The organism is Lysinibacillus sp. FW301-JW8, assembly GCF_058788755.1.
On the sequence record NZ_JBYTBB010000004.1, the window covers coordinates 39,681 to 56,515 of the forward strand.

18 protein-coding genes are annotated in these 16,835 nt (G+C 38.8%); all 18 read left to right on the forward strand.

The features are described 5' to 3' along the window. Nucleotides 1–14 precede the first annotated feature (14 nt). The 18 genes from AC3WOM_RS02750 to AC3WOM_RS02835 all read left to right on the forward strand — a co-directional run bounded on the left by AC3WOM_RS02750 (nucleotide 15) and on the right by AC3WOM_RS02835 (nucleotide 16,799). Nucleotides 15–782, forward strand: coding sequence for a 3-hydroxyacyl-CoA dehydrogenase (locus tag AC3WOM_RS02750; RefSeq protein ID WP_492444818.1), 768 nt, complete (start codon nucleotides 15–17; stop codon nucleotides 780–782). Nucleotides 783–903: 121 nt separating this feature from the next. Beyond that, nucleotides 904–2,532, forward strand: coding sequence for a long-chain fatty acid--CoA ligase (locus AC3WOM_RS02755; RefSeq protein WP_427544419.1), 1,629 nt, complete (start codon nucleotides 904–906; stop codon nucleotides 2,530–2,532). Nucleotides 2,533–2,690: 158 nt separating this feature from the next. After that, the gene (locus tag AC3WOM_RS02760; protein WP_283871531.1) at nucleotides 2,691–2,921 is read left to right on the forward strand and encodes a hypothetical protein; all 231 of its coding nucleotides are present in this window, start codon (nucleotides 2,691–2,693) and stop codon (nucleotides 2,919–2,921) included. Nucleotides 2,922–3,005: 84 nt separating this feature from the next. Beyond that, nucleotides 3,006–3,776, forward strand: coding sequence for a CheR family methyltransferase (locus AC3WOM_RS02765; RefSeq protein WP_427544416.1), 771 nt, complete (start codon nucleotides 3,006–3,008; stop codon nucleotides 3,774–3,776). Nucleotides 3,777–4,212: 436 nt separating this feature from the next. Next, nucleotides 4,213–5,394, forward strand: a complete 1,182-nt coding sequence (gene aroC / locus AC3WOM_RS02770) for a chorismate synthase (protein WP_427544413.1) — start codon at nucleotides 4,213–4,215, stop codon at nucleotides 5,392–5,394. Between the two features lie 3 nt (nucleotides 5,395–5,397). Further along, a complete protein-coding gene (aroB, locus tag AC3WOM_RS02775; RefSeq protein ID WP_427544410.1) occupies nucleotides 5,398–6,489 on the forward strand; it encodes a 3-dehydroquinate synthase in 1,092 nt (363 codons plus the stop codon). After that, nucleotides 6,486–6,854: a chorismate mutase gene (aroH, locus tag AC3WOM_RS02780; RefSeq protein WP_427544407.1), complete on the forward strand. Its 369-nt coding sequence runs from the start codon at nucleotides 6,486–6,488 to the stop codon at nucleotides 6,852–6,854. The genes aroB and aroH overlap by 4 nt, the downstream gene beginning before the upstream one ends. An 18-nt stretch (nucleotides 6,855–6,872) precedes the next feature. Further along, nucleotides 6,873–7,973, forward strand: coding sequence for a histidinol-phosphate transaminase (gene hisC, locus AC3WOM_RS02785; protein WP_492444821.1), 1,101 nt, complete (start codon nucleotides 6,873–6,875; stop codon nucleotides 7,971–7,973). Further along, a complete protein-coding gene (locus tag AC3WOM_RS02790; protein ID WP_427544401.1) occupies nucleotides 7,970–9,067 on the forward strand; it encodes a prephenate dehydrogenase in 1,098 nt (365 codons plus the stop codon). Before hisC ends, AC3WOM_RS02790 begins: the two co-directional genes overlap by 4 nt. An 83-nt stretch (nucleotides 9,068–9,150) precedes the next feature. Next, entirely contained in the window at nucleotides 9,151–10,437 is a 1,287-nt protein-coding gene (gene aroA, locus AC3WOM_RS02795; RefSeq protein WP_492444823.1) for a 3-phosphoshikimate 1-carboxyvinyltransferase, read from the forward strand. 114 nt (nucleotides 10,438–10,551) lie between these two features. Continuing rightward, nucleotides 10,552–11,802, forward strand: a complete 1,251-nt coding sequence (locus AC3WOM_RS02800) for a tetratricopeptide repeat protein (protein ID WP_492444920.1) — start codon at nucleotides 10,552–10,554, stop codon at nucleotides 11,800–11,802. Nucleotides 11,803–11,816: 14 nt separating this feature from the next. Continuing rightward, on the forward strand, nucleotides 11,817–12,374 hold the full coding sequence (locus tag AC3WOM_RS02805; protein ID WP_427544396.1) for a ReoY family proteolytic degradation factor: 558 nt from the start codon (nucleotides 11,817–11,819) through the stop codon (nucleotides 12,372–12,374). A 144-nt stretch (nucleotides 12,375–12,518) separates the two neighbouring features. After that, nucleotides 12,519–12,968: a DUF2487 family protein gene (locus AC3WOM_RS02810; RefSeq protein ID WP_492444825.1), complete on the forward strand. Its 450-nt coding sequence runs from the start codon at nucleotides 12,519–12,521 to the stop codon at nucleotides 12,966–12,968. A gap of 154 nt (nucleotides 12,969–13,122) precedes the next feature. Then, on the forward strand, nucleotides 13,123–13,629 hold the full coding sequence (locus AC3WOM_RS02815) for a Rieske (2Fe-2S) protein (protein ID WP_492444827.1): 507 nt from the start codon (nucleotides 13,123–13,125) through the stop codon (nucleotides 13,627–13,629). A gap of 14 nt (nucleotides 13,630–13,643) precedes the next feature. Then, a complete protein-coding gene (gene qcrB, locus AC3WOM_RS02820; RefSeq protein ID WP_054770303.1) occupies nucleotides 13,644–14,318 on the forward strand; it encodes a menaquinol-cytochrome c reductase cytochrome b subunit in 675 nt (224 codons plus the stop codon). Between the two features lie 41 nt (nucleotides 14,319–14,359). Continuing rightward, nucleotides 14,360–15,154, forward strand: a complete 795-nt coding sequence (locus AC3WOM_RS02825) for a c-type cytochrome (protein ID WP_492444829.1) — start codon at nucleotides 14,360–14,362, stop codon at nucleotides 15,152–15,154. 313 nt (nucleotides 15,155–15,467) lie between these two features. Next, nucleotides 15,468–16,064: a lipoprotein heptaprenylglyceryl N-acetyltransferase LhaT gene (gene lhaT, locus AC3WOM_RS02830; protein WP_427544384.1), complete on the forward strand. Its 597-nt coding sequence runs from the start codon at nucleotides 15,468–15,470 to the stop codon at nucleotides 16,062–16,064. A 60-nt stretch (nucleotides 16,065–16,124) separates the two neighbouring features. Next, nucleotides 16,125–16,799 (forward strand): zinc metallopeptidase, encoded by a 675-nt coding sequence (locus AC3WOM_RS02835; protein WP_427544507.1) that lies wholly within the window; start codon nucleotides 16,125–16,127, stop codon nucleotides 16,797–16,799. Nucleotides 16,800–16,835 lie beyond the last annotated feature (36 nt).

Below are 16,835 nucleotides of genomic sequence, written 5' to 3' on the forward strand. Positions count from 1 at the left end.
AGGGGTTGTAGTGGATGAAATGTCATGAAGTAATAGCCATTGTTACAGGAGGCGCATCTGGATTAGGGGAAGCCACTGTACGAAAAATCGTTGCTGAGGGTGGTAGAGCCGTTATTTTTGATGTCAATGACGAGCGAGGACATGCTCTATCAGAGGAATTAGGAAATAGTGTTGGATATGCACACGTTGATGTAACAAAAGAAGCGGATGTAACGGCAGGGCTAGAACTAGCGTTAACTATGTTCGGTTCCATTAACGTTGCAGTTAACTGTGCAGGTATTGCGGATGCAAGTAAAGTAATTTCAAAGCGTGGTGTCCATGCGCTTGCTTTATTTGAAAAGGTCATTGCTGTCAATTTAATCGGTACCTTCAATGTTATTCGTCTTGCAGCTGAGAAAATGCAGCATAATGTGCCGAATGAGGATGGTCAACGTGGCGTTATTATCAATACTGCATCGGTAGCTGCGTTTGATGGGCAAATAGGACAAACAGCCTATAGCGCATCAAAGGGCGGTGTAGCAGCGATGACATTGCCAATTGCTCGGGAATTAGCAGAGATAGGTGTGCGTGTGATGACCATTGCACCAGGGTTGATTGAGACACCAATGTTTGCATCATTGCCAGAGCCAACACGAGAGGCACTTGCAAAAATGACGCCATTTCCTAAACGTCTTGGGAAACCATCTGAATATGCACAATTGGTCGAAAGTATTATTCAAAATGGTTTATTAAATGGTGAGGTAATACGCTTAGACGGCGCTATTCGTATGCAGTCGAAGTAGCGGATATCATGAAAAGCTAGAGCTACATTTCTATCAAAACATTAGTAACATAAATATTATGCTTGCAGCAGTCAGCCTTGGATGTTTCAAAAATTTTGTGAACAAAGGGGAGAGCATTGTTATGAATATGATGGATACACCTTTAGTATTAACAAGTTTTTTGAATCGAGCAGAACGATTTTTCCATGCAAAGAAAATATATTCACGGACAAGCCCTGCAACTATTCATGAGTTTACTTACAAAGACTATGTAAAACGGACTCGTCAATTAGCTGACGCCCTTTCAAAATTAGGGATGGAACGTGGAACGAAGGTGGGGACCTTTGCTTGGAACCATCACCGACATTTAGAAGCCTATTTTGCTGTCCCATGTGCAGGAGCTGTTTTGCATATGATTAATATTCGTTTAGCACCTGAACATATGGTCTATGTTATTAATCATGCGGAGGACGAAATATTACTCATTGACGATAACTTGGTGCCACTTATTGCACCAATTGTCTCTCAGTTGAAAACCGTGAAGCATTTTATCGTAATGGGAGATGCAGTCATACCGGAAACCATCCCCTTACCAAATGCGCTTTCCTATGAAGAATTGCTTAAAAAAGCAAATGATTGTTTTACATTCCCTGAGGACTTAGATGAAAATACACCAGCTGGCATGTGCTACACAAGCGCAACTACAGGGATGCCAAAGGGTGTCGTTTATACGCATCGCAGTATCGTTCTTCACAGTATCGCTGCAGGACTCTCTGATAGTATTGCAATTAGTGAAGCAGATGTTGTATTACCTGTTGTCCCAATGTTCCATGCAAATGCTTGGGGATTTCCATTCGCTAGCGTTTTATTTGGTGCAACACAGGTGTTACCTGGACCTATGTTTACACCGCAGCTGCTATTAGATTTATTTGAAACATATAAGGTTACACTAACTGCTGGTGTGCCAACAATTTGGCTTGGCGTATTACAGGAGCAACGAAAAAATTCACGTGATTTATCCTCATTGCGTTTAATTGTTTGTGGAGGGTCTGCATCACCGCAGGGACTCGTTCGTGGTTTTGAACAGGAGCTTAAAATTCCTTACATTACAGGCTATGGCATGACAGAAACGTCTCCACTAGTTAGCTTGTCCACATATTTAACACATATGCAAGATTATACGTCGGATGAAAAAATGGATGTACGAATCACACAGGGCATAACAGTGCCGCTTATTGAAACACGTGTTGTTAATGAAAATGGTGAAGTTCCTTGGGACAGCAAAACAATGGGGGAACTGACAATTAGAGGTCCATGGGTTGCTGGAGAGTACTATAATGATGAACGTACATCCGAAGCCTTTAAAGATGGCTGGCTCTACACAGGGGATATTGCAGTCATGACAGCTGATGGTTATATAAAAATTACAGACCGTACAAAGGATTTAATTAAAAGTGGAGGGGAATGGATTTCGTCAGTGGAGCTTGAGAATGCCTTAATGTCACATCCTAAAGTATTTGAGGCGGCAGTAATCGCAATTCCTCATGAAAAGTGGATTGAACGACCTTTAGCATGTGTTGTGCCAAAGCCTGAATATAAAGACAACATCACAAAGGAAGAGCTACTAACTGATTTGGAGAATCAATTCCATAAAACATGGATTCCAGATGACATCGTATTTTTAGATGAGGTACCGAAGACCTCTGTCGGTAAATTCTTAAAGGCAAAATTACGAGAAGACTTGAAGGACTATCGAGTAGAGGTACAATAAACTAAGACTTTGAAGGTGGTGATGAACTACCTTCATTTTTTATGGGAATATTTCGATTGGGAAAATATTCATAAATTGATGTAAGAATGAACAGAAAAAATGAAACTATTTTTTCCATTTTGCCGTATAATCATTATTAACGAAAGGATGTGGACGTATTGTCAATTGCAATTGTTGCGATTATTGGAGGAGTCATAATTTCTTTAGCCGGCATTTTTACGGACGCCCGCACAAGGCAGCAAAAAATTAAACTAAAATCTATCGATAAAGAGCTGGAATTAGAAAAGCTCAGATTAGAAACATATACGATGGAGACAGAAAAAATGCGTCTAGAACTAGAGCAATCGAAAGTGTTATTACTAGAGGAAAAACAAAATTCAAATAAGTAACTTGGATAACAGTTGAAAGACTATTTCAGGATTGGCACTTTTCCGCTATAATGGAAATACGACGCTAGAGGGGAAGATAACCGTATGTCTGATTATGAACAATTTATAGAAGGTATCAAGCGCAAAACAGGAATAGATTTAGCGTTATATAAAGAAGCGCAAATGAAAAGACGATTGACTTCTCTATATGAGAAAAAAGGATATCGTAATTTTGTAGACTTTCTAAGGGCACTTGAACAAGATCGTGATTTAATGAATGAGTTTTTAGATCGCATGACGATCAATGTTTCTGAATTTTATCGAAATGGTAAACGCTGGGAAGTGTTACAAAAGAAAATATTCCCAAAATTATTGCAATCAAATAAGCGTTTGAAAATTTGGAGTGCTGCTTGTTCAACAGGTGAAGAACCGTATTCACTAGTGATGGTATTATCTCAATTAGTACCCTTATCTCAAATTCAAATTATTGCCACAGATTTGGATGAAAATGTCATTCAAAAGGCAAAGTTAGGTGTGTATCCAGAGCGTTCTTTAGCAGAGGTGCCAAACGATATTAAAGCCAAGTATTTTGAACAAGAAGGCGCCTTCTTTAGAGTCAAAGATGAAATTAAACGTTGTGTGACTTTTAAAAAGCATAACCTTCTGAATGATTCCTACGATTCGAATTATGATTTAATAGTGTGTCGTAATGTGATGATTTACTTTACAGAAGATGCAAAGGATCAGATTTATGGGAATTTTAGTAAAGCATTGCGGAAGGATGGAGTATTGTTTGTTGGTTCAACAGAGCAAATCTTTAATCCATCACGCTATGAGTTTGACGTGGAAGATACGTTCTTTTATAGACGAAAATAATTAATAATATGAGAAAAGCACTGGTACAATAGACCGTATGAATGTCATGTACATATTTGAAGGCATCAGACATAAATAAATCGTACGCTTTTCGCTTGTCATAAGCAAAAGGCGTATTTTTTATTTTATAGTTGAGCGAATGAAAAATCACAATTTACGTTTGAATCGATAGCTGTATCTCATTATGTTGAGAATCACTACTAGATAGATGACGTTTTAAATGTGATGTATGTAAATCGTTCAGAATATTCGCATTTAAAATAGTGTTTTCAGTCTAGGATAGAATTGCTTTAAATTCATAAGTTGCTAGAACATTTCAAAATTTGTAAACAATGAACGAGAGGCTGAAAGACATTTGCAAAAGGACTGTTTTTTTAGAGAATATATGTTATAGTGAAAAATACATACTTTAGCGAGTTGAAGGGAGAAAGCGTTTATGCGTTACTTAACAGCGGGAGAGTCACACGGTCCCCAATTAACAACAATTATTGAGGGATTACCATCACTCTTGCCAATTACAACAGAAAAAATTAACCACGATTTAAAGCGTCGTCAAGGAGGACATGGTCGCGGTCGACGTATGCAAATCGAAACAGATACAGTGGAAATAGTTGCTGGTGTTCGTCATGGTCAAACACTTGGTTCTCCCGTAGCACTCGTAGTCACAAATGATGATTGGAAGCATTGGACTAAAATTATGGGAGCAGAGCCTTTATCAGAAGATGTGAATCCAGAAGACATCAAACGTCAAATTTCACGACCACGACCAGGGCATGCTGACTTAGTAGGAGGCATGAAATACGGACATCGTGATTTAAGGAATGTGCTAGAACGTTCCTCTGCACGTGAGACAACTGTTCGTGTAGCTGTAGGTTCAGTGGCTAAAGCTTTATTAAATGAATTAGGCATCTCTATTGTGTCTCATGTAACAGAAATTATTGGTATTAAGGCAGATACTTCTTTAGTGGAGGGAAAATCTGCTGATGAAATTCGTGCAATTATTGAAGCAGACCCATGCTACTGTGTAGATCCAGAGGCTTCTGCCAAAATGGTAGAGGCGATTGACGAAGCGAAAAAAGCTGGTGATTCAATTGGTGGTGTTGTAGAGGTTATCGTTGAAGGAATGCCAGCTGGTGTTGGATCATATGTTCATTATGATCGTAAGCTTGATGCCAAATTAGCAGCCGCTATGCTGTCTATTAATGCATTTAAAGGTGTTGAATTTGGAATTGGCTTTGAAATGGCACGTCGCAAAGGTTCTGAAGTACATGATGAAATTACTTGGACTGAAGAACAAGGCTATACACGTGCAACAAATCGCCTAGGTGGCTTAGAAGGCGGAATGTCTACAGGAATGCCAATTGTAGTACGCGGTGTTATGAAGCCAATTCCTACATTATATAAACCTTTGCAAAGCATTGATATCGAAACAAAAGAACCATTTAAAGCAAGCGTAGAGCGCTCTGATAGCTGTGCAGTACCTGCAGCATCAGTTGTAGCTGAGCACGTTATTGCCTGGGAAATTGCGAATGCTATTTTAGAGCAATTCCATAGTGATCAATTACCACAACTAAAAGCTCAAATCGAAGAACAACGTCGTTATACAAAGGGGTTCTAATTTATGCGAGTTCCAGTTGCAACAAAATCACATCAATATGAGGTTGTTCTTGGTCATAATTTTTTAACGAAAGCAGTAAAATCATTTGAGGATAAACTTCAAAAAGCTGATAAACTCATTGTTTTTACAGATGTCAATGTATGGGCAGCTCAAGGAGATTATTTCAAGGCAAATTTTCCATATGAGTTTGAGGTATTTGTCTTACCAAGTGGTGAGGCATGCAAAACCTTCGAACAATACAATGCAGCACAGACATTTTTATTACGGCAAAAATGCTCTCGCAAGTCCTTTGTTTTTGCATTTGGCGGAGGTGCTGTGGGAGATTTAACTGGCTTTGTTGCTGCTACATTTATGCGTGGAGTACCATTTATTCAAATTCCAACAACCATTTTGGCACACGACTCAGCAGTTGGTGGTAAAACAGCTATTAATCATCCACTAGGAAAGAATATGATTGGCGCGTTTTATCAACCTGAGGGGGTTATTTACGATACTGTATTTATTGAGAGTTTACCTGAACGTGAGGTACGTTCGGGTACTGCAGAAGTGATAAAGCATGCCATGATATCTAATGCCGCATGGTTAGAGGAATTAATGGCAGCCGAAACGGTCATTCATTTCAGTACAGAAGAATTAGCAATACAGCTTCGAAAGGGTATTGAAGTGAAGGCTCAAATTGTTGCTGAAGATGAAACAGAGCAATCTGTACGGAAGTTTTTGAACTTAGGTCATACGTATGGACATGCTATTGAAGCTGCAGCGGGTTATGGGAAAGTAGCGCATGGTGAAGCAGTTATGATTGGGCTTGTCTATTGCTTATTATTAAGTGAACGATATGGTGAGCTAGATCGCCACTTTACTAAATCATTTTTACATTTTGCAGTGAAGAATGGTTATCCATTTGAGGCTGTAAATGATTATACTTTTGACCAATTAACAGAGTATTTACTGAAAGATAAAAAAGCAGAGTATGGGATTTTGCAATTTGTTTTACTGAAAAAAGTAGGTAATCCTTTTGTGCAGCCAATTGATCTAGTAGAGTGCAAAGAGGTAGATGCAGAATTTCGACAGCTATTAGCGGAGGTGCTTGTATGATTCGTGGACTTAGAGGAGCAATTACAATTGAATCTGACAAGCCGGAGCTTGTATGGGATGAGACAGCAAGATTAGTGCGAGAAGTAGTAGAAGCAAATCAAGTAGAGGTGGATGATATTGCTTCAATTCTTATTTCCACAACACCTGATATTACGTCTGCATTTCCAGCACGTGCCGTACGATTAATGGACGGGTGGCAATATGTCCCTGTTATGTGCACACATGAAATGGATGTACCAAATGCATTACCATTATGTATTCGTGTATTAATTCATGCTGATGTAGAAGTAGCACAAAAAGATGTAAAGCACTTGTATCTCAATGATGCAGTGAAATTAAGACCAGATTTAGCCCAAGCTAAATAAGTAGAGGAGATGTTTGAGATGAAATGGAAACAACAATTGGACGGTATGCAAGCTTATAAGCCAGGTAAACCAATTGAAGAAGTACAACGTGAATATGGCTTAAAGGAAGTCATTAAATTAGCATCGAATGAAAACCCGTTTGGATGCTCACCTAAGGTAACGGCTTATTTACAAAATAATGCAGTGAATCATGCCCTTTATCCAGATGGCTATGCACAAAATCTTCGTACGGCTGTTGCAAATTTTCTAGGTGTGAAAGAAACACAGCTTCTTTTTGGTAACGGCTCTGACGATATCATTGCTATTATTACACGTGCTTTGTTGTATCCAGGGGTAAATACAGTTATGGCTGACCCATCCTTCTCCCAATACTGGCATAATGCTGAAATAGAAGGTGCAGAAGTACGTAAAATTCCATGTATTGAAGGTGCACATGATTTAGATGCAATGGCAGCGGCAATTGATGAGCGAACATCTATTGTTTGGGTGTGTAGTCCAAATAATCCAACAGGTGTTGTTATTCCGGATACTGACTTACGGGCCTTCCTTGCAAAGGTACCAAATGATGTCCTTGTTGTATTAGATGAAGCCTATATCGAATATGTGACACATCCTGAACATAAAGATACGCTCCCATTAATCGAGGAGTATCCAAATATACTATTATTGCGCACATTTTCAAAAGCATATGGTCTTGCTTCATTCCGCGTTGGCTATGCAATTGGACAACCAGATGTCATTGCTAAGCTAGACCCAGTAAGAGCGCCATTTAACAATACTATATTAAGCCAAGCAGTTGCGGCAATCGCTTTAAGTGATCAAGATTATATACAAGCATGTCGTGATGCGAATGAAAACGGTAAAAAGCAATATATTGAATTTTGTGAAAAATATAATTTGAAATACTTCCCTACTGATACAAACTTTATTTTCTTTAATATTAATGCTGATAGCGATGTTGTATTCCACGAGCTGATGAAACGAGGCTTTATAGTCCGAAGTGGAAAGGCTTTAGGATTACCTGGATTTATCCGCGTAACAATTGGTACTGAGGCTCAAAATGAAGCGTTACTCGGTCAACTTGAGAATGTCCTTAAAGAGCAAGGGGTTTTTGCATGACACGCAAAGTACTCGTAATTGGGCTTGGCCTAATTGGAGGCTCAATTGCCTTGGCATTACAGAAGGCACCAGAAACGAAAATTATTGGCTATGATATGGATGCTAAAACACGTGAACATGCCCAAACGCTAAATATCGTTCATGACATTGTGGTAGATCCCAAATCAGTTGCTGGAGACGTAGATGTCATAATTTTTGGGACGCCCGTTAACGCAACACTAGAGTGGATGGAACAATTGAAAACATGGCCATTAAAGAAAAAAGTTATTGTAACAGATACAGGAAGTACAAAAAAAATGATTATGCAAAAGGCCGGGGAATTACGAGAGCTAGGCATTACCTTTATTGGGGGTCATCCAATGGCGGGCTCTCATAAAAGCGGTGTACTAGCTGCGAAAGCCCATCTTTTTGAAAATGCATATTATATGCTGACACCACTGGCTGGTGAAGAAATTATCAACATGGCACAGCTTGAAAGTTTATTAAAATTCACACATGCAAAAGTAGTCAGTGTTTCAGCTCGCGAGCATGATCATATGACAGCTGTTGTTAGTCACTTTCCACATGTAGTAGCTGCCTCTCTTGTGCATCAATTGGGCGGTGAAAATGGGGAATATCCGATGACACGCTCACTTGCGGCGGGAGGCTTCCGTGATGTAACACGTATTGCCTCATCCAATCCGATTTTATGGCGAGATATTACATTACAAAACCGTGATGAACTCATTGCCCAACTAGAGGGCTGGGAAAAGGAAATGGGGCGTGTGAAGGAGCTCCTACTACATGGGAGTTCGAATGATATTGAAGGCTATTTTGCGGTAGCGAAAGAGCTTAGAGATGAATTACCGATAAGTGCAGGAGCAATGTTTACATCATTTGACTTATATGTAGATGTTCCCGACTATCCAGGGGTCATTTCTGAAGTAACAGGCCTGCTTGCAGATGAAGCGATCAGTATTACGAATTTACGTATCGTAGAGTCCAGAGAGGATGTTTTTGGGATTCTTGTAATTAGTCTGCAAAATGAAAGTGACCGTGAACGTGCAGCAGCATGCATCCAAAAGCGTGCAAAATTTGAAACATATATTTCATAGGTGCTCCATAGTTAGAGAAATGCCTATTTACAAAGAAAGCGTCGAATTACGGCGCTTTTTATCTTCATATTGGAGGGAAAAAAATGAGTAAAAAAATATTACAATATAATAAACCTTCCTTACAAGGAACTTTAACGATCCCAGGTGACAAATCTGTTTCTCACCGTTCTGTTATGTTTGGAGCTATTGCAACAGGTAAAACGACAGTAGATGGCTTTTTATTAGGAGAGGATTGTTTAAGTACAATTGATTGCTTCCGTAAACTCGGTGTAAAAATAGATGTGGAAGGCACCAATGTCTCCCTAGACAGTCCAGGAATAGACGGATGGCAAGAACCTACAGAGGTATTATATACTGGCAACTCAGGGACAACGACACGCCTAATGTTAGGGATTCTAGCAGGTTCCAACGTCCATTCAGTAATGACAGGGGATGCGTCGATTGGCAAGCGACCAATGCGTCGTGTCATAGATCCTTTACGTCAAATGGGCGCACACATTACAGGGAGAGTCAATGGTCAATACACCCCGTTAGCTATCCAGGGGACACCGTTACAGGCGATTGATTATCATATGCCTGTTGCAAGTGCACAAGTGAAATCGGCTGTTCTACTGGCAGGCTTACGTGCGGAAGGTACCACTATCGTACGAGAAACAGAAATATCTAGAGATCATACTGAACGCATGCTCCGTCAATTTGGTGCAGAGATTGATGTGCGGGATGGTGTAATCTCATTTGAAGGCGGTCAAACTCTGACAGGGACACATGTGTCTGTACCTGGTGATATTTCGTCAGCTGCCTTTTTCTTAGTGGCAGGAGCTATCTGTCATAATAGTAAAATCACACTAGAAAATGTCGGAATTAATCCAACTCGCGACGGTATCATTGAAATTCTTCAAAATATGGGTGCATCAATGACAGTGATTCCAAATGAAGATAGTCAGGCAGAGCCGATTGCAACAATTACAATTGAAACCTCATCATTAAAAGCCACTACAATTGAGGGGGAGATTATTCCTCGACTTATCGATGAAATTCCAATTCTTGCTTTATTAGCCACACAGGCGGACGGCAAAACCATCATTAAGGATGCAGAGGAGCTAAAAGTGAAGGAAACAGACCGAATAACGGCTGTGGTAGATGAATTAAGAAAGCTTGGTGCAAAAATTGAAGCTACCGAAGATGGAATGGTGATTGAAGGACCAACGCCATTACTAGGTGCCAGCCTCAAAACATATGGTGATCATCGTATTGGTATGATGGGCGCTGTAGCAGCACTTATAACAGACGGAGCGGTTACATTAGACGACGCTGACTGTATAGCAGTGTCTTATCCAACATTTTTTGAGCATATCGAGTCTGTAAAGTAAAAAACGATGAATGACTTCCCAAGTAATTGGGGAGTTTTTTCTTGTTTCGAAAGAAAATGTTTTGTAGCATAAAGATATCAATGAAAGAATAGGTGAATAACTGTGAACAATGCGATGACTGAAATGATGCAAGCACTTGAACAAGGGGACTTAGCTTTAATTGATCAGCTGCTGGAATCTTTTTTAATAAAGGAGCTACCCGAGGAAATTTATGCACTAGCTGAGGTTTTTATGCAGTATGGGTATATGAAAGAAGCTGACCGTGTACTGGAGCATTTGCAATTTTTATTTCCAGATGAGGCACAGTTAAAAATCGATCGTGCAAATGTATTAATGGAGCTTGGTAATGAGGATGAGGCATTAGATTTATTACTGGAAATTGAGGAGACCTCACCGGAATATCCACAAGCTTTATTAGTATTAGCGGATTATTATCAAATGCAAGGTTTGTTTGAGGTAGCGGAAAAACGTATCAATGAGGCGTTAGCTATTTTACCTGATGAACCATTATTACATTTTGCCAAAGCAGAGCTATTATTTGAAACAGGTCGTTTTTTAGAGGCTGCGAGACTATATGAAGAGTTAAATGCACAACAGGGTGAGTTTGCAGGTGTCAGTCTTCTAGAACGTCTTGCTGAGGTATATAGAGCCGGTGCTGCCTATGAAACAGCTTTAGAGTATTATTTAGCAGCTCTTGAGGATGAAGTGAAGCCAGATATTTTATTTGGCGCAGCTTATTCTGCATTTCAATCACAAAAATATGAAATGGCGATAAAACAATTAGAAGAATTAAAAGAATTAGATCCTGATTATTTTTCTGCCTATTTATTACTTGCTGAAAGCTATGCCATGACAGATGATAATAAAAAAGCCTATAGCGCTATTCTGGAAGGTTTAAAGCGTGATGAATACGATAAATCCTTGTATTTATTTGCTGGCAAAATGGCACTGAAAAATGGACTACAGGCTGAGGCAGAACAGTATTTACGTGAAGCGATTGCGTTAGATCCTGAATACATGGAGGCAGTATTAGTCTTAATTTCTCTTTTAGCACAGCAGGAACGTTTTGAAGATGTCATCGAATTATTTGAGACATTGCAGCAAAATGATTTTGAATGGAGCGCTCTATATCCGTTTGCTGCAGAGGCATATGAAAATTTAGAATTGTACGACCGTGCATACGAATTTTACAGTTTGGCATATAATGATTTTAAGGAAGACGCAACATTTTTAGAAAAATATGTTTACTTCTTGTTAGAGGAAGGAAAGCGTTCAGAAGCGAAGGAAGTACTCGGCCAATTAATAGCTATTCAACCAGGTGAACCAGAGTGGCAAGAGAAGTTAGAATCCTTAGAATTTGAGTAAAGGAGGGAGTGGGTATGACTGCTTCTGTATCAGTTGTCGATAAAAAAGCATTTGTTCGATGGTTTTTAAAAAATTATCAATTGAAACGTCGTGAGTGTGTATGGATTTTAAATTACCTTTTAAGTAATGACGAGCTATTAAAGCGAATCCGATTTGTTGAAGAAGCACACTATTGCCCAAGAGCAATGGTGATGTCAACTGTTGACTCAACAGGTGTGCCATTTCGTTTTTATAAAGGCAATGTAATGACAGCAGATGCTGAGAAATCCTTTCATGATTTACGCTTACATGAACAAGAAGATATGTATATACAATTGAATTTTCCGAATATACCACCAAGTGCACAATACTTAGCAGTTCTTGAAGAAAACCCTTATATGCCAGAAACACTGATTGTTAGTGAAAAAGACCGTTTACTGGCAGAAGAGCTGCTTTCCAACAGCTTACTCGTATTCCAAGAAGAAAAATTACTCGCACAAATTGATGAAGCACTTGATCAGGGAGATGAAGAGCGCTTTTATGAATTGTCAAATTTGTTACAAGCTTTAAAGGAAACGGCTAATTTACATTAGTGATAGGTAAAAATTGAATGTCCTTTATCCACCTCAATATGGTAACATAACTAGTGAATGATTGTTTTCACTTTTTATTGGATATCCTAATTGAAGAGTGGAGAAGGGCATTTTTATGTTGGTAAGATTAAGGAGGTTTGTTGAATGTATTTTAACGCAAACGATGTGACATCGTTTATGGCGCAGAAGGAATTTATCGATACAGCAATTGTTCCACTCGTATCTATCGATCTAACTTCTGAAAAAATGAAACAGAGCGGAGCAGAAGCTGATTTTTTGTTATCACTGACATCATTTATTGAGCAGCAATTTAAAGGTCGTTTATTACTGCTGCCGCCATTTTCGTATAGTGCAGCTTTGAAAAACGAAGAGTTACCTCAACAACTAGAATCACAATTACATAATGCTGGTTTTAAGCATGTGTTCTTCATTACTTGTGACCATTTTTGGACAAATATTGGAGATGTAGTAAATGTTATTTGGCTGCCAGCGATTCCATTAGAAAGCATGGAAAAAGGTGTGAAAAATACTATTCTTGAGGATCAACTACGACAAGTGATTCCAACTTTTTCGACCAAATGGGCACAGATTTAACAATTTGTTTCAATAAATGTTCACATTCTCCAGCTTTCCACAGAATGCTATATTGACCAAGCTATGGACTTGATATATCATAGATATGTCCTAGTATTACTATTTGTAAAAGTATGTCCGTTGGACTGACCTTTAAGTTAGAGGGGGGAAAAAAATGAGTAATAATCGAGTTTCACGTCGTCAATTCCTAAGCTATACACTAACTGGTGTAGGTGGCTTTATGGCGGCAGGTATGCTGATGCCAATGGTTCGCTTTGCGATTGACCCAGTATTACAAAATCATGGTGGTGGGGATTTTATAAACACAGAGCATAAAATCGCTGATATTACTGACACACCTATTAAAGTTGACTTAAAATTTGAACAAGTTGATGCATGGTACAAATCAGAAGTAACAAACGTAGCATGGGTTTACAAAGAAGGCGATCAAATAATTGCATTATCACCTGTTTGTAAGCATTTAGGATGTATGGTTGGCTGGGAGCAAGATTCAGCACATCCAAATCAATTCTTCTGTCCTTGTCACGCTGGACGTTACGAGAAAAACGGTAAAAACATTGCAGGAACACCACCTATAGGTCCGTTGGATGAATATGAAGTACAAGAAAAAGATGGTTACTTATGGCTTGGTCCAACTAAAGCAAATACTCTAGTTAAGTAAGGGGGTACAAAACAGTGCTAAATAAAATTTATGATTGGGTCGATGAACGCTTAGATATTACTCCGATTTGGCGTGATATTGCCGACCACGAAGTGCCTGAGCACGTGAACCCTGCACATCATTTTTCAGCATTCGTTTATTGTTTTGGAGGTTTAACTTTCTTCATTACAGTAATTCAAATTCTATCTGGTATGTTCCTAACAATGTACTATGTACCAGATGTAGTGAATGCATGGAAGTCAGTTTATTATTTACAAAACGAAGTAGCGTTTGGTGAAATCGTACGCGGTATGCACCACTGGGGAGCTTCATTAGTAATCGTAATGATGTTCTTACATACTCTTCGTGTATTCTTTACAGGTTCTTATAAGAAACCTCGTGAATTAAACTGGATGGTTGGTGTAGGTATTTTTGGGGTAATGATGGGTCTAGGCTTTACAGGATACTTATTACCTTGGGATATGAAAGCATTATTCGCTACAAAAGTAGGTATCGAAATTGCTGCATCTGTACCGTTTATCGGTGGGATGATTAAAGTCTTATTAGCGGGTGACTCAACGATTCTTGGAGCTCAAACGTTAACACGATTCTTTGCGATTCATGTATTCTTCTTACCTGCAGTATTGTTTGGGTTACTTGCAGCGCACTTTATCATGATTCGTCGTCAAGGAATTTCAGGACCGTTGTAATGTTCTTGACGGTTCGATGATTTTTTAAAGGAGGGGAAACAATGCATCGCGGAAAAGGAATGAAATTTGTTGGTGATTCTCGTATTAAAGCGAATCACAGAATGCCGAACGTTCCAAAGGATTATTCTGAGTATCCAGGTAAGACGGAAGCTTTCTGGCCAAACTTCTTACTTAAAGAGTGGATGGTAGGTGCTGTATTCTTAATTGCTTATTTATTATTAACAGTTGCCCATCCATCACCACTTGAAGGACCGGCTGATCCAACAAGAGCTTATATACCATTACCAGACTGGTACTTCTTATTCATGTATCAATTATTAAAATACTCATTTGCTTCTGGTCCATATAATGTTATTGGAGCTATTGTAATACCAGGTCTTGCATTTGGAGCTCTATTATTAATGCCATTTTTAGATAAAGGTCCAGAACGTCGTCCATCTAAACGTCCATTACCGACTGCGTTTATGTTATTAACTTTGGCTGCTATGTTCTACTTAACTTGGGAGTCAGTTGTGAACCATGACTGGGAAGCTCAAAAGGCTATGGGTGCCATTGTAAAAGAGGTTGAAGTTGATATTGATGAATCTCTACCAGGATTTGCAATTTGGAATGGTGACACTGGTGAACAAGCTAAATCTTGTATCGGTTGTCATGCTGCTGACTTAAAAGGTGGTCCATCTGCTCCACAATTACTTGGTAATGAACTAACAGCTGAAGAAATTGAAGATATTATTCATAATGGTCGTGGCAAAATGCCAGCAGGATTATTTAATGGTACAGATGAAGAAGCGAAGCAATTAGCTGAATTTATTGCAAGCTTAAAAGCTAAAGAATAGGCTTAGTTTAAAAGAGTCAGGAAACTGGCTCTTTTTTTCTCGCTTTATATAAGACTGTATCAGCTTCAATAAAGTTCCTATGAAATATATTTTATTACAATAATATTTTATATGCGCAAACCTCTTCCAAAATCAGACTTCTGTATCAATAAATTTAAAAGCTTGACAGTTTGCGAGCTGAATAGTTTGTGCCATTTTGTTAGAATAGATATTGTCTTCCCATCACAAAATGGGGGAGATTAAAACGATATGATACATAATTACAGTTAAAAAAGGCATCTTAGTAAAGACGTAAGACAAAGGAGTGTTAAACATGCAAATTACACGTGCAAATATCTGGTATCTCCTTACACATAAATCATTTTTAGTTGTATTACTTATTATTAATCTACTTGGAACTATTTACGGCTATTATTGGTATGGTTGGCAGCTAGCAATAACAAAGCCCATTTTTTATATTTTTGTGCCAGATAGCCCAACTGCCAGTTTATTCTTTTGTTTTGTTTTGTTAGTCTGGATTTTGGGAAAGAGTTGGCCATTGATGGAAGTCCTTGCCCTTGTCACGTTGGTGAAATATGGGATTTGGGCAGATGTTATGAATATCTGGACACTGATTGAAACAGGCTCGATTGGCTGGCAAGGATGGATGCTCGTAGGCTCCCATTTTGCAATGGCTGTTCAAGCAATCCTTTATATTGGGAAATACGTTTTTACATATTGGCATATTGCTGTGGCAGCGGTTTGGACATTGCATAATGATGTTATTGATTATGTGTTTGGACAAATGCCTATGTACCGTGATTTAGCTGATTATACTAACTATATTGGCTATTTTACGTTTTGGTTATCAATTGCATGTATATTTTTAGCTATTTTCTCAATTAGGTGGCGCAAATATTTGCCGAATTAGGGTATTGATTATAGAATTATAGTATCGAGGTAGAAAGGGGTTAGAAAATTGTCAATAGCCATGTATATTGTTTATTTTGCGATTATATTGCTACTGCCGCTATATGCTCAAATGAAGGTCAAAGGCACGTACAATAAGTTTGCGAAAGAACGTACAATGAAGGGACAAACAGGTGCAGAGGTAGCGCGTGCGATTTTAGATGCGAACGGTTTATATGATGTACGAGTTGTTCCAACGCAAGGAGTTTTGTCGGACCATTATAATCCGGCAACAAAAACGGTAGCTTTATCAGAAAGTAACTTTTATGAAGCGAGTGTTGCAGGTGCTGCTGTTGCTGCCCATGAGGTGGGCCACGCCATCCAACATAAAGAAGCTTATTCCATGCTAACATTACGTAGTAAGCTAGTTCCAGTAGCAAATATTTCATCCAATGCATCTTGGATATTTGTAATGATTGGTATTTTTGCTAGTAGTTCGAATTTCTTGTTGTTAGGTATCATATTATTAGCGGCAGGAGTAGTTTTCCAATTAGTAACATTACCAGTTGAATTTGATGCATCCAAGCGTGCATTAGTGCAGATGAATTCACTAGGTATTATTACAAATGAGGAAGAGCGACCAGCACGAAAAGTGTTAAGTGCAGCGGCATTAACATATGTTGCAGCCGCAGCGGTAGCTGTCTTAGAATTATTACGTTTAGTGTTAATCTTTACAAATATGCGTAGTGATGATTAATGTAAAAGCTTGTTGTAGTGGTGAATTCGCCACTAT

Coding starts and splice junctions, on each gene's coding strand:
- AC3WOM_RS02825 (WP_492444829.1), top strand. CDS start 14,360: ATGCATCGCGGAAAAGGAATGAAATTTGTTGGTGATTCTCGTATTAAA.
- lhaT (WP_427544384.1), top strand. CDS start 15,468: ATGCAAATTACACGTGCAAATATCTGGTATCTCCTTACACATAAATCA.
- AC3WOM_RS02765 (WP_427544416.1), top strand. CDS start 3,006: ATGTCTGATTATGAACAATTTATAGAAGGTATCAAGCGCAAAACAGGA.
- aroH (WP_427544407.1), top strand. CDS start 6,486: ATGATTCGTGGACTTAGAGGAGCAATTACAATTGAATCTGACAAGCCG.
- AC3WOM_RS02835 (WP_427544507.1), top strand. CDS start 16,125: ATGTATATTGTTTATTTTGCGATTATATTGCTACTGCCGCTATATGCT.
- AC3WOM_RS02755 (WP_427544419.1), top strand. CDS start 904: ATGAATATGATGGATACACCTTTAGTATTAACAAGTTTTTTGAATCGA.
- aroB (WP_427544410.1), top strand. CDS start 5,398: ATGCGAGTTCCAGTTGCAACAAAATCACATCAATATGAGGTTGTTCTT.
- AC3WOM_RS02810 (WP_492444825.1), top strand. CDS start 12,519: ATGTATTTTAACGCAAACGATGTGACATCGTTTATGGCGCAGAAGGAA.
- AC3WOM_RS02815 (WP_492444827.1), top strand. CDS start 13,123: ATGAGTAATAATCGAGTTTCACGTCGTCAATTCCTAAGCTATACACTA.
- AC3WOM_RS02805 (WP_427544396.1), top strand. CDS start 11,817: ATGACTGCTTCTGTATCAGTTGTCGATAAAAAAGCATTTGTTCGATGG.
- aroA (WP_492444823.1), top strand. CDS start 9,151: ATGAGTAAAAAAATATTACAATATAATAAACCTTCCTTACAAGGAACT.
- AC3WOM_RS02800 (WP_492444920.1), top strand. CDS start 10,552: ATGACTGAAATGATGCAAGCACTTGAACAAGGGGACTTAGCTTTAATT.
- AC3WOM_RS02790 (WP_427544401.1), top strand. CDS start 7,970: ATGACACGCAAAGTACTCGTAATTGGGCTTGGCCTAATTGGAGGCTCA.
- hisC (WP_492444821.1), top strand. CDS start 6,873: ATGAAATGGAAACAACAATTGGACGGTATGCAAGCTTATAAGCCAGGT.
- aroC (WP_427544413.1), top strand. CDS start 4,213: ATGCGTTACTTAACAGCGGGAGAGTCACACGGTCCCCAATTAACAACA.
- AC3WOM_RS02750 (WP_492444818.1), top strand. CDS start 15: ATGAAATGTCATGAAGTAATAGCCATTGTTACAGGAGGCGCATCTGGA.